Origin of the sequence: Achromobacter mucicolens (assembly GCF_029866465.1) — a bacterium.
Classification (GTDB): Bacteria; Pseudomonadota; Gammaproteobacteria; order Burkholderiales; family Burkholderiaceae_B; genus Achromobacter; species Achromobacter mucicolens.
In genome coordinates this window covers 1,942,195-1,954,461 of the sequence record NZ_CP123364.1, presented here as the reverse complement: position 1 = coordinate 1,954,461, position 12,267 = coordinate 1,942,195, and the positions used below count along the sequence as shown (strand labels likewise).

Genomic DNA, 12,267 nt, shown 5'->3' with positions numbered 1-12,267 from the left:
ACCATTCGATCGCCCCCCGTCGATTGATAACCTGGCCAATATCCGGAAATACAAAAGGTATGTCGATAGGAACAATATGAATCCTCGTCCCGCCTCTTGAAATACATCACTCGTCGCGATCGTGCCCGCAGCGGCCACCGCGATGGGGTAGGCCGAAATCCGCGATCGAGATACACTACCCGGCTGGGTGTCAGGCGTATTCCTTCGCGCTGGCAGGTCAACGCGCTGGTCGGGCCGCCACGCAGGAGCCCGCGCGTCCATGCAGCCCAGCATCCCCCATGCCCTCGACATCGCAGCCGCCATCATCTTTGCATTGGCGCTGATCCACACCTTCACGGTCAAACAGTTCGAGCGGCTCTCCCACCGCTATCCCCGCCACGCCGGCCTGTTTCACCTGCTCGGCGAAGTCGAGATCGTCTTCGGCTTTTGGGCCTTTGTGCTTCTGATCGTCATGGCGATAGCCGCCGGTGGAGATCAAGCGCTCGCCTACGCCGAGTCTCGCAACTACACCGAACCGCTCTTCGTATTTGTGGTCATGGTCGTGGCGGCATCCCGCCCGGTCCTCCAGACGGTCATGGTCGCCGTCAACCTGATCGCAAAGAACCTGCCTTTCCATACCTCCGTCGCCACCGCGTGGCTGGGCCTTGCCGCGGTTCCGCTGATGGGATCCCTGATCACAGAGCCGGCCGCCATGACCATTGCGGCCCTCATGCTTGCCCCGCAATTGTTTCGGCCGTCGGTTCCCGCCGTTCCCAAGTACTTCGCGCTTGGCGTGCTGTTCGTCAACATTTCGATCGGGGGAACACTGACCGCCTACGCGGCGCCCCCCGTTCTGATGGTCGCCGCCACCTGGAATTGGGACTCGGCATTCATGCTGGCCACCTTCGGCTGGAAAGCCGCCATTGCCGTGGTCGTGAACGCCACCGTGGCCACGTTCATGATGCGCAAGTATCTGCTTCAACTGCCGGCCGAAAGCATGACCCGGTCCGAGCGCCCTCCCGTGCCGATCACCGTGGTCATCGTTCACCTGGTCGTGCTGGCCGCGGTCGTTGCCCTGGCGCACCATCCCGTCGCGTTTCTCGGCCTGTTCCTGATGTTCCTGGGATTCACGCAAGCCTATGAGCGGCATCAGAATCCGCTGATTCTCAAAGAGGCGCTGCTCGTTGGCTTCTTCCTGGCCGGCCTCGTCATCCTGGGAGGCATGCAGGCGTGGTGGCTGCAGCCCATCGTCTCCAGCCTGGAACCCATCGCACTATTCTTCGGATCCCTGGCGCTCACCGCGATCACCGACAACGCCGCACTGACCTATCTGGGCTCGCTGATCGACGGCATCTCCGACGAATCGAAATACATGCTGGTGGCGGGCGCCGTCGCCGGCGGCGGCTTGACGGTCATCGCAAACGCCCCCAATCCTGCGGGCGTGGCGCTGCTAAAGCGCGGCTTTTCAGACGAGACCATCAGCATCGGCGGACTGCTGCTTGGCGCGTTGGGTCCCACGGCAGTTGCGGCGGGTGCGTTGCTTTTGCTGTAGCGGGAAGAACGCGTGTGCCAAGATTTCAGGCGTGCCCCTGCAAAAGTCACTGCGCCGGGTACATGCCGAGTTTACGCATCAAAAGCTCACCGCCAGCCCGACCGAGAAGCCCGACACATTGGTGCCGAACACGTATCTTCCGACCAGCCTCGTGCGCGTGATGAACACGTCATAGGCGCTAGAGTCCAGCTCCAGACCCGCGCCCAGTGCCGTCAGCCGGTCAAAGCCCAGGGCGCCGCGCTGGTCCCCTAGAAACTCCGAATGGGTAAGCTCCAGAACATATCGCAATGGGCGCTGCAGCATGGTGATACCCGTAGGGGCCCGGTAGCGCGCCCACAAATTGGCGGACTGGGCCACCGCGCTGCCCTGCACCGCAGACGAGCTGTCGAAGCTCTTCAAGCGGATGTCGGAGTACCGCAATTCCACGTCCACCTCATAGCCCGGGCGGTAATGTTCGTAGTCCAACATCAATGACCCGCCCAACCCGTACGCGTTCAATGATCCACGATCGAGAAAGTCGACATCCCTGCCCGTGCGCTGTCCCACGTACCAACTGGCCGCGCGCAAGTCGCTCGTGACGTTGCCCAACGCGACATTGAAGATGGGGCGCAGCTTCAGTTCATCGGTCAGTTTGAAGTCCCAACCGATCCCGCCGGTAGCCGACACACTGTTCCACTTGGTTGGGATGCGGCGTTGCTCCGCGCCTTGGGTCGCAATGAAGGTGGGGTCGTAGCGGCTGCCGGCCAGCACGCCTTCAAGGTAGATAGGGACGGAATCAGAGATCGTGTCGCCCCCACCCAACTGCGTCATGAAAAACTCGGTTGAGCCCGTGGTGGAAGCACCGGCGCTGCCAATGGACAACGAACTTGTCGTAATGTCTGGCACGATGGAAAAAGACATAAGCGCCAATACCCCATTGGCACGCTTCTGTAGATCATCGTGACTCAACCGAAGGGTTGATTGGGCCGAGGCCTCGGCACCCGCCAGACACGCGAGCCCTATCACGAGGCACCCCGGCACACTGCCGCTGCGCAGCGGCCAGGGAGCGTATCGCAACCCAAATGCGCGTATGTTGAACATGCTCGTTCTCCATGGCCAACATGATTTGGCACCTTGCCATACGGTCGGATTCGTTCGAATATCACGCAATTGGCGCGAAAAACAAAGGCGCCTCCCGTATCCTGCTGGCGCGCGTTGCGCCTGCACCACAAAGCTGTAAACCGCTGCACCGCACGCGATTTCGGTCATGAAATTCCCTCGCCCACCCATTTTCCGGGCAAGGCCGCCTCCCCCTCCTTCAGGACACCCGCACGACTCGATACCTGCCGTCCGTTTCTTCCGGCGCGCCGCCGGCGTGAATCTGCCTCGATACATGGAGAGAAGTCGTTATGAAGCTCACTTCCAGTATGAACATCCTTTCCCCGTCTTCAGCAGCACGGAGATGTTCCGCCCGAGTAGCACGCAGCCAGCCTTTAAGGATCAGCACAATCACCACGGCAGTCATACTGGCATTCGCCCCCCCGGCGTGGGCCGCATCAGCGCCCAAGCCCGCGGAACAGGCCACCAAGGACGCCAACGCCGCGCTCCTTCAGGAGTTGCCCTTTTCCGACAAGACCTCCTTCGAACTGGCGCACAAGGGATTCATCGCCCCCCTTCCTTCCGGGATGATCAAGGGCGAACAAGGCAACCTGGTCTGGGATCCGACCAAGTATGACTTCATCAAGGAAGGTGCGCCTGCGCCCGACACCGTCAATCCCAGCCTGTGGCGGCAGTCGCAACTGCTGAATATTTCGGGTCTGTTCAAGGTGATGGACGGGATTTACCAGGTTCGCAATTACGACCTGTCCAACATGACCATCGTCGAGGGCAAGGACGGCCTCACGATCATGGATCCGCTCATCTCCACCGAAACCGCGAAAGCTGCGTTGGATCTCTATTTCCAGCATCGTCCAAAGAAGCCCGTGGTCGCGGTGATCTACACGCACAGCCACGTCGATCACTACGGCGGCGTACGAGGGGTGGTGGATGAAGTGGACGTGAAGGCCGGGACCGTCAAGATCTACGCGCCGCTTGGGTTTCTGGAACATGCCGTCGCGGAAAACGTCATGGCCGGCACCGCCATGAGCCGACGCGCAAGCTACATGTACGGCAACCTCCTGCCGCCCAGCGCGACGGGACAAGTGGGCGCGGGGTTGGGCACGACGACCTCAGCCGGCACGGTGACCTTGATCCCGCCTACGGACATCATCGAGAAGACGGGCGAGACGCGCACGATTGATGGGCTCACCTATGAATTCCTGTACGCACCCGGTAGCGAAGCGCCTGCCGAGATGCTGTATTACATCAAGGAGAAGAAAGCCCTGAACACGGCCGAAGACTCCACCCACACGCTGCACAACACCTATTCTCTGCGCGGCGCCAAGATCCGCGACCCGCTGGCTTGGTCGAAGTACCTGAACGAGGCGCTGGCTCTGTGGGGCGACGACGTCGAAGTCATGTACGCCATGCACCACTGGCCGGTGTGGGGCAAGAAGGAGGTTCAGGAGCAGCTGGGCCTGCAGCGAGACATGTACCGCTACATCAACGACGAGACGCTGCGCCTGGCCAACATGGGCTACAACAAGGAAGAGATCGCGGAGCAGGTCAAGCTGCCGGAGGCGATCGCCACGCAGTTCTCCAACCGCGGCTACTACGGATCGGTGAACCACAACGTCCGCGCCACATACGTCCTGTATCTAGGCTGGTTCAACGGCAACCCCGCCACCCTGCACACATTACCCATCCAGGAGGCCTCCAAGCGCTACGTCGACATGATGGGCGGCGTGCCTGCCATTCTTTCCAAAGCGCGCGATTACTACAAGAAGGGAGATTACCGCTGGGTGGCCGAGGTGGTGAATTACGCAGTCTTTGCCGAGCCCGACAACCAGGAAGCAAAGAACTTGCAGGCCGACGCCCTGGAGCAGATGGGCTACCAGGCCGAAAGCGGCCCGTGGCGCAATTTCTACCTGACGGGCGCGAAGGAACTGCGTGAAGGCGTGCAGAAACTGCCCGTCCCCGACACCGCCAGCCCGGACACCGTACGCGCGATGACGCTGGACATGCTGTTCGATTATTTCGCGGTTCGGATAAATCGTGAGAAAGCCGCAGGCAAGCACGTGGTGCTGAACCTTGATTTCACCGACACCGACCAGAAATACACGCTCGAGATGGTGAACAGCGTGCTCAATCACACCGAAGGCAAGCAGGCCAAGGAGCCAACAGCCAGCATGTCGCTCAGCCGGGAAACGCTCAACCGGATGATGCTAAAGGAGATGACGCTCAAGGACGCGCTGGCCAAGGGTGACGTAAAAGTCAGCGGCGATCAGCAGAAAATCACGGACATGTTTGCGTCCCTGGACAACTTCGAGTTCTGGTTCAACATCGTGACACCATAGGACGAGGTCTTAAGTTGAAGTCTTAGGTCGCGGTTATTGGCAGATAGCCGACTTGATCGCAAGACCAATGAGAAAGGCCGTTAGTGATTTCTCACTAACGGCCTTGGAACTACTGGTCGGGACGGCGGGATTCGAACTCGCGACCCCTTGCACCCCATGCAAGTGCGCTACCAGGCTGCGCTACGCCCCGAAAGAAAAAGAGTATAGCAGAACTAAAAAACGTTTGCACGCATTGGTGCAAAAAAAGTGCTGAATACCGGAAAAAATTTTGCGCTTTGCGTTCGCCGTTCACATCAGTGCAAAGTGATGAAGCGGCGCGCGCGAAGCGCAAGGCAAGACTAGCTGCAACGCGCGCTGCCATGATGGCGTCGCGCGTCGCGGGCACTGAAATCAAGGTCTGGATTGCAACCGATGCGTCGCGAAGAAAACGGCTCAGGCAGTGGGCGCGGTCTGCGTCGTCGCAGCAGCGGCGGGCTTGGTGACCGTCGTTCCCAAGGCTTCGGCGAGCATCGCCGACACGTTGCCGAGTTCCGCGCGCAGCGACTGCATCTCGGTGCCCGACAGGCGCACGGCGGCGTCCTGGTCGTGCGGCACGTCGCGCGCATCGCCCAGGCGATTGCGCGCGCCGCTGATCGTGAAGCCTTGTTCGTAAAGCAGCGAACGGATGCGGCGGATGAGCAGCACTTCGTGGTGCTGATAATAGCGGCGGTTGCCGCGGCGCTTCACGGGCTTGAGCTGAGTGAATTCCTGTTCCCAGTACCGCAACACATGAGGCTTGACGCCACACAGGTCGCTGACTTCGCCGATGGTGAAGTAACGCTTGGCGGGAATGGGCGGTAAGGTAACGGTGGATTCAGTACGTGTCATAAGCGGATTTTATGCGCGCGATGCGTGGTGCGCCGATAACAATTACCGACAAAGCGTATCACTCCGCGGCGTCGGGCGTTGTAGGAACGGCCTGCTCGACCACGCTCTTGAGTTTCTGGCTGGCGTGGAAGGTGACGACACGCCGCGCCGCGATGGGGATGGTTTCTCCGGTCTTCGGGTTGCGGCCAGGACGCGGCGGTTTGTCGCGCACCTGGAAGTTGCCGAAACCCGAGAGCTTGACGGAATCACCGCGCGCCAGGGCGTCGCGGATTTCCTCGAAGAACGTATCGACGATGTCCTTGGCTTCGCGCTTGTTCAGGCCGACCCGCTCGAAAAGCAGCTCGGCCAGCTCGGCCTTGGTGAGGGTGCGTTGCTCGGCAAGCATACTGGTCCCCATGTTCAGCCACGTTGGCGCGCGCCGTGCGCGGCAACCAGGGCTTCCTTGATGCGCGCGAGGCAGTCGGCCACGCGGGCTTCGTCCAAAGTGACCTCAGTGTCCTGTAGCCAGAAACGGAACGCAAGGCTTTTCTCGGCGACCGGTTCGCTGCCCTGCGCCTTGTCGCGCCACACGTCGAACACGCGCGCATCCTGCACAACGGCCAGTTGCGCATCGGCCTTGACGGCCTTGGCGACGGTATCGAGCATGGATTGGACGGTCACGTCCTCGTCGACCCACAGCGCCAGGTCGCGCACCACCACGGGTTGGCGCGAGAGCTCGCGCACCTGCGGCAATTCGCCTTCCGACAGCGCGTCCACGTCCAGCTCGAAGACCACCGGCGCATGCGCCAGGTCGGCCTGTTGCGCCCAGCGCGGATGCAATTCGCCGATCCAGCCCACATGCTTGCCGTCCAGCATGACGCGCGCGCCACGGCCGGGATGCAGCGCCGGATGCGCCGCAGCCTCGAAGCGCAGGCGGCGGCCGCGTGCGCCGAACAACGACTCGACGTCCATCTTGACGTCAAAGAAGTCCACCTGGCGCGTGGGCACGCCCCACTGTTCTTCGGCCGCCGGGCCCCAGGCTGCGCCCGCGAGCTTCATGGGCTGGCGCACACCCGCCACTTGCAGCGGACCGTCCTCGGCCGACGCATCGCGGAAAAACACGCGTCCCAGTTCGAACAGGCGAACGCGCGATTGCTTGCGGTTGGCGTTGTGACGGATGTTGGCGACCAGGCCGCCGATCAGGCTGGAACGCATGACCGACAGATGGCTGGCGATCGGGTTCACAAGCCGCACGGGGTTGTCGTTGCCCGCGAAATCGCGTTCCCAGTCGGCTTCGACGAAGCTGTAGTTGACGACTTCCTGGTAGTCCTGCGCGGCCGCAAGACGGCGAAGCGCATGCGCGCCGCGTCGCACTTCGGGCTGCGAGAACATCTTGGCGCGCGCCATCGGCGGCACGTCGGGGATGCTTTCAAAACCGTAGATGCGAGCCACTTCCTCGATCAGGTCTTCTTCGATTTCCAGATCGAAACGGTATGACGGCGGATTGACGATGAAGTCGTCGCCCTCGACCGCGTAGTCCAGGCCCAGACTGCAGAAGATGGTTGCAACCTGCTCACGCGTGACCGGCACGCCCAGCACGCGATGGCAGCGCGCCAGGCGCATGCGCACCGGCGGACGTTGCGGCAGATTGACGATCTGGTCGTCGATGGGACCCACCTGGCCGCCGCAGATGTCGACGATGAGGCGGGTGATGAATTCAATGTGCTCGGGAATGCTGGCGTAGTCCACGCCGCGTTCGAAGCGGTGGCTGGCCTCGGAGCTGAACTTGAAGCGGCGCGCACGGCCGGCAATGGCTTGCGGCCACCAGAATGCGGCTTCGAGATAGATGTTCTGCGTGTCCAGCGTCACCGAGGTGGCTTCGCCGCCCATGATGCCGGCCAGGCTTTCGACCTGATCGCCCGCGACGACGACGCCGACCTTCGGATCGAGCGTGACGGTCTGGCCGTTCAAGAGTTCAAGCGTTTCGCCTTCACGCGCCCAGCGCACGCTGATGTCGCCGCCGATCTTGTCCAGATCGAACACGTGCGACGGACGGCCGAGTTCAAGCATGACGTAGTTGGAGATGTCGACCAGCGCGGACAGCGAGCGCTGGCCGGCGCGCTCAAGGCGCGTCTTCATCCACTCGGGCGTCGCTGCGCGCGCGTTCACGCCGCGAATGACGCGGCCGCCGAAACGACCGCACAGGTCAGGCGCTTCGATCTTGACGGGCAGGCGCTCATCGAGCGTGACGGGCACGGCAGCGGCCGTCGGCACCGACAGCGGCGCGCCGGTCAGCGCGGCCACTTCGCGCGCCACGCCCAGAATCGACAGGCAGTCGGCGCGGTTGGGCGTCAGCTTGAGCGTGAACAGCGTGTCGTCCAGGTCCAGCGCTTCACGGATGGATTGGCCGGGGACCATGTCCGCGGGCAGTTCCAGGAGGCCCGCGTGATCTTGCGACAGACCCAGTTCGCGCGCCGAGCACAGCATGCCGGAGGACTGCACGCCGCGCATCTTGGCCACGCCGATCTTCATGCCGCCGGGCAGTTCCGCGCCCACACGGGCGAGCGGCACCTTCAGGCCGGCGGCCGCGTTGGGCGCGCCACACACGATCTGCAGGCGTTCGCCCGAGCCGTCGTCGACCTGGCAGACGCGCAGCTTGTCGGCGTCCGGATGCGGGGCGATTTCGACGATGTGCGCGACGACCACGCCGGAGAAGGCGGGCGCGGCGGGTTCGGTTTCTTCGACTTCCAGGCCGGCCATCGTGAGCCGGTGCGCGAGTTCATCGGTTGCGATCGGAGGATTGACCAGCGTACGCAGCCAGGATTCGGGAAATTGCATGATCAGCCGTCTGTTATTCGTTGAACTGGCGCAGGAAGCGCAAATCGCCTTCGTAGAACTGGCGCAGATCGTTGACGCCGTAGCGCAACATCGTCAGGCGCTCGAGTCCGGAGCCGAAGGCAAAGCCGATGTAGCGCTCGGGATCCAGCCCGAAATTGCGCACCACCTGCGGATGCACCTGGCCGGAACCGGAGATCTCCAGCCAGCGGCCGCGGTTGGGACCCGAGGTGAACATCATGTCGATCTCGGCGGACGGTTCCGTGAACGGGAAGAACGACGGGCGGAATCGCACGACCAGATCGTCGCTTTCAAAGAAGCAACGCAGGAAATCGGTGTACACGCCCTTCAGGTCGGCAAACGAGATGTCCTCGGCGATCCAGAGCCCTTCCACCTGGTGGAACATGGGCGAGTGCGTGGCGTCGCTGTCGACGCGATAGGTGCGCCCGGGCGCGATGACCTTGATGGGCGGCTTGTGCATGCGGGCATAACGCACCTGCATGGGGCTGGTGTGCGTGCGCAGCAACAGCGGCAGACCGTCCGCGTCGTTCATGTCGACGTAGAACGTGTCCTGCATCGAACGCGCCGGATGGTCCAGCGGGTTGTTCAATGCGGTGAAATTGGTCCAGTCGTTTTCCACTTCGGGGCCGTCGGCCACGTCAAAGCCAATGGAACGGAAGATTTCTTCCACGCGTTCCCAGGTCCGGATCACCGGATGGATACCGCCCGGCGCGCGACCGCGGCCCGGGAGGGTGACGTCAATGGTTTCGGATGCCAGACGGGCATCCAGCTCCGCCTGCGCCAGTTCGGCACGGCGCGAGGTCAGAAGCTCTTCGATCTTCTGCTTGGCCTGGTTGATTCGTGCGCCGGCCTCTCGCTTCTGCTCGGGATCGAGCTTGCCCAGGCCTTTGAGCAGCACCGTCAAGGCGCCTTCCTTGCCCAGGAAGCGAGCTTTTGCGTTCTCAAGCGCGGCGGCATCCGTAGCCGCGGCGAACCGTTCTTGCGCCTGGGCTACCAGGTCGTCAACCAATCGAGTCATGAAATCCAGCCTTCAAAACGCAAACGGGGCCATTACAGCCCCGTTTGCAGCGATGCGCGATGAGTTAAAGCGCGCGATCAGGCAGCCAAGGCAGCCTTGGCTTGCTGCACGATGGCGGCAAAGCCGGCCTTGTCGCGCACGGCCAGATCGGCCAGGACCTTACGGTCGAGTTCGATCGAAGCCTTCTTCAGGCCAGCGATGAACACGCTGTAGCTGACGCCATGCTCACGGACGGCCGCGTTGATACGCGTGATCCACAGAGCGCGGAACGTACGCTTCTTGTTGCGGCGGTCGCGGTAGGCGTATTGGCCAGCGCGCATGACTGCTTGCTTGGCAATACGGAACACATTACCGCGGCGGCCACGGTAACCCTTGGCGGCGGCAATGACTTTCTTGTGACGTGCGCGGGCAGTTACGCCGCGTTTGACGCGAGGCATAGTAGATCTCCCTTAGATCAAGCGAAAGGCATCATGGCCTTGACGGAGGCCACGTTGGAGTCATGAACCGCCGCAGAGCCGCGCAGTTGACGCTTGGCCTTGGTGGTCTTCTTGGTCAGGATGTGACGCTTGAACGCCTGACCACGCTTGATGGAGCCGCTGCCGCGCACCTTAAAGCGCTTGGAGGCGCTTTTCTTGGTTTTCATCTTGGGCATGATGATTCCCTAAACTAAAACACGCATTGTTGATTTACATGACGCCAGGTGCTTGGCGCCAAAGACGCCAAAACTTGTAGACCTGTTGCCACTTCTGGGGGGTCGCGAAATCTGAAAAGCCGGTTCCGAACGAAGTGCATCGATTCGGTAAAGCATCCGGCCAGGCGGTTTCGCGATTGCTTCCCGAAGGCGGACAAAACTGACCCACATCCGGAAAAGCCTTTGATTATATGGTGATTTCCTGGACTTTGTCGAGTCAGCGCGTACGCCCGGAACAACGGGATCGCAGGGCCGACGCCGCCCGGGGATCATACCCCCGTACGCCGGTACTGCACCGCCTGCGCGACGTGACTGGCCGCCAGCACCGCCTGGCCGTCCAGATCCGCGATCGTGCGGGCCACGCGCAGCGCCCGGTGCATCGCCCGCGCCGAGCCTGTCAGGCGGCGCATGGCCTGCTGCAGCAGCGTCTGGGCATCGGCATCCATCACGCAGAATTCGTCCAGCTCGGCCCCGGCCAGCCCAGCGTTGATCTTGCCCTGGCGGGCCATCTGGCGTTCACGGCAGCGGACCACGCGCTCGCGGACGGCTTGCGACGATTCGCCGGGCGGCGCCGTCATCCAGGCGGGATCGGACGGCGGCAGGGCGACATGCAGATCGATCCGGTCCAGTAGCGGACCCGATATTTTGCCCGCATAACGCGTCACCTGATCCGGCGTGCAGGCGCACGTGCGCGCCGGATGGCCGCGCCAGCCGCAAGGACAGGGATTCATGGCGGCCACGAGCTGAAAACGGGCCGGAAACTGCGCGGCGTGCAATGCCCGCGAGATGACCACCCTGCCCGCCTCCAGCGGCTCTCGCAGCGCCTCGAGCGAGCGGCGGCTGAATTCCGGAAGCTCATCGAGGAACAGCACGCCATGATGCGCCAGACTGATTTCACCGGGCCGCGGGCGCCCGCCGCCGCCTACCAGCGCGGCTACCGACGCCGAATGGTGCGGCGCCCTGAACGGCGGCTGCCCGGTGAGCGTGTCGGGCATTCCGGCCATCGTTGCCACGGCCGCCGCCTCAAGCGCCTGATTGCGCTCCAGCGGCGGCAGCAGGCCCGGCAGGCGTGCGGCCAGCATGCTCTTGCCCGCACCGGGCGGCCCCAGCATCAACAGGCTGTGGCCGCCCGCCGCCGCGACTTCAAGCGCCCGCCGCGCGCCCGGCTGGCCCCGCACATCCGATAGACAGGGGACGGGCGCGGCGGGCGGCCACGGCGCGGGCACGGCATTGGGAAGCAGGCAGACGCCCGCTGCGTGGGCTGCCACGTCCGCCAGGCAACGGGCCGACAGCACACGCAAGCCGGGAACCCAGGCGGCCTGCTCGGCGCTGCCGGCTGGCAGGATAAGCGTGGCGTCGGGCGCGTCCCGAGCGACGCTCAGGGCGATCACCAGCGGCGCGGCGACGGGCACAAGCGCCCCGGTGAGGGAAAGTTCGCCTGCAAGCACCAGCCCGGCCAGCGCGGGATCCGGTGCGCCGGCCGGCGCGTTGTCTTGCGCGGGGGCAGCCAACTGCCCGGACGCCAGCAGCACCCCCAACGCAATCGGCAGATCGAAGCGGCCGGACTCCTTGGGCATGTCCGCCGGCGACAGGTTGACGGTGATGCGCCCCGCCGGAAATTCGAAACCGCTGTTGATGATGGCCGCGCGGACCCGCTCGCGGCTTTCCCGGACTTCGGTGTCGACCAACCCGACGACGTTGAAACCCGGCAACCCGGGCCCCAGGTGCGTTTCCACGCGGACCGCATGGGCATGCATGCCGCAAAGGGCCCGGCTGGCAAGTACAGCAAGCGTCACGACGGTCTCCGGATGGTTCGGGCCGCCAGTATCCGCAAAAAACAAACGGCCGCGGGAAGCGGCCGTGACAAAACGATCTCGCGCAGGACCCGCGC

General features: G+C 63.3%; 10 protein-coding genes and 1 tRNA gene. 2 read left to right on the top strand and 9 right to left on the bottom strand.

The features are described from left to right. Positions 1-259: 259 nt before the first annotated feature. A complete protein-coding gene (locus tag QEP15_RS08830) occupies positions 260-1,531 on the top strand; it encodes a putative Na+/H+ antiporter (protein WP_056315905.1) in 1,272 nt (423 codons plus the stop codon). A 78-nt stretch (positions 1,532-1,609) separates the two neighbouring features. Here the strand turns inward: QEP15_RS08830 and QEP15_RS08825 are convergent, their stop codons facing one another. Next, positions 1,610-2,611 carry a hypothetical protein gene (locus tag QEP15_RS08825; RefSeq protein WP_227741205.1) on the bottom strand — a complete coding sequence of 334 codons (1,002 nt, stop codon included), beginning with the start codon at positions 2,609-2,611 and terminating at the stop codon, positions 1,610-1,612. 308 nt (positions 2,612-2,919) lie between these two features. On the opposite strand from QEP15_RS08825, the gene QEP15_RS08820 reads away from it, so the two are divergent. Beyond that, entirely contained in the window at positions 2,920-4,965 is a 2,046-nt protein-coding gene (locus tag QEP15_RS08820) for an alkyl/aryl-sulfatase (protein ID WP_280148669.1), read from the top strand. Between the two features lie 113 nt (positions 4,966-5,078). On the opposite strand, the gene QEP15_RS08815 is transcribed toward QEP15_RS08820, so the two are convergent. The 8 genes from QEP15_RS08815 to QEP15_RS08780 all read right to left on the bottom strand — a co-directional run bounded on the left by QEP15_RS08815 (position 5,079) and on the right by QEP15_RS08780 (position 12,172). Next, positions 5,079-5,155: transfer RNA gene (locus QEP15_RS08815), tRNA-Pro, on the bottom strand. Between the two features lie 242 nt (positions 5,156-5,397). After that, on the bottom strand, positions 5,398-5,832 hold the full coding sequence (locus QEP15_RS08810; protein WP_152383968.1) for a MerR family transcriptional regulator: 435 nt from the start codon (positions 5,830-5,832) through the stop codon (positions 5,398-5,400). 58 nt (positions 5,833-5,890) lie between these two features. Then, positions 5,891-6,229, bottom strand: a complete 339-nt coding sequence (locus QEP15_RS08805; protein WP_081101104.1) for an integration host factor subunit alpha — start codon at positions 6,227-6,229, stop codon at positions 5,891-5,893. Positions 6,230-6,231: 2 nt separating this feature from the next. Further along, positions 6,232-8,649, bottom strand: coding sequence for a phenylalanine--tRNA ligase subunit beta (pheT, locus tag QEP15_RS08800; protein ID WP_152383967.1), 2,418 nt, complete (start codon positions 8,647-8,649; stop codon positions 6,232-6,234). A gap of 13 nt (positions 8,650-8,662) precedes the next feature. After that, a complete protein-coding gene (gene pheS, locus QEP15_RS08795) occupies positions 8,663-9,685 on the bottom strand; it encodes a phenylalanine--tRNA ligase subunit alpha (RefSeq protein ID WP_056315894.1) in 1,023 nt (340 codons plus the stop codon). A gap of 77 nt (positions 9,686-9,762) precedes the next feature. After that, positions 9,763-10,122 carry a 50S ribosomal protein L20 gene (gene rplT / locus QEP15_RS08790; RefSeq protein WP_006218741.1) on the bottom strand — a complete coding sequence of 120 codons (360 nt, stop codon included), beginning with the start codon at positions 10,120-10,122 and terminating at the stop codon, positions 9,763-9,765. 17 nt (positions 10,123-10,139) lie between these two features. Then, the gene (gene rpmI / locus QEP15_RS08785) at positions 10,140-10,337 is read right to left on the bottom strand and encodes a 50S ribosomal protein L35 (protein ID WP_008159912.1); all 198 of its coding nucleotides are present in this window, start codon (positions 10,335-10,337) and stop codon (positions 10,140-10,142) included. Between the two features lie 308 nt (positions 10,338-10,645). Then, entirely contained in the window at positions 10,646-12,172 is a 1,527-nt protein-coding gene (locus QEP15_RS08780; RefSeq protein ID WP_152383966.1) for a YifB family Mg chelatase-like AAA ATPase, read from the bottom strand. Positions 12,173-12,267: the final 95 nt, after the last annotated feature.

Bases quoted from the DNA above. Each gene is read 5' to 3' on its own strand.
- QEP15_RS08830 (WP_056315905.1), top strand. From the start codon at position 260: ATGCAGCCCAGCATCCCCCATGCCCTCGACATCGCAGCCGCCATCATC.
- QEP15_RS08825 (WP_227741205.1), bottom strand. From the start codon at position 2,611: ATGTTCAACATACGCGCATTTGGGTTGCGATACGCTCCCTGGCCGCTG.
- QEP15_RS08820 (WP_280148669.1), top strand. From the start codon at position 2,920: ATGAAGCTCACTTCCAGTATGAACATCCTTTCCCCGTCTTCAGCAGCA.
- QEP15_RS08810 (WP_152383968.1), bottom strand. From the start codon at position 5,832: ATGACACGTACTGAATCCACCGTTACCTTACCGCCCATTCCCGCCAAG.
- QEP15_RS08805 (WP_081101104.1), bottom strand. From the start codon at position 6,229: ATGGGGACCAGTATGCTTGCCGAGCAACGCACCCTCACCAAGGCCGAG.
- pheT (WP_152383967.1), bottom strand. From the start codon at position 8,649: ATGCAATTTCCCGAATCCTGGCTGCGTACGCTGGTCAATCCTCCGATC.
- pheS (WP_056315894.1), bottom strand. From the start codon at position 9,685: ATGACTCGATTGGTTGACGACCTGGTAGCCCAGGCGCAAGAACGGTTC.
- rplT (WP_006218741.1), bottom strand. From the start codon at position 10,122: ATGCCTCGCGTCAAACGCGGCGTAACTGCCCGCGCACGTCACAAGAAA.
- rpmI (WP_008159912.1), bottom strand. From the start codon at position 10,337: ATGCCCAAGATGAAAACCAAGAAAAGCGCCTCCAAGCGCTTTAAGGTG.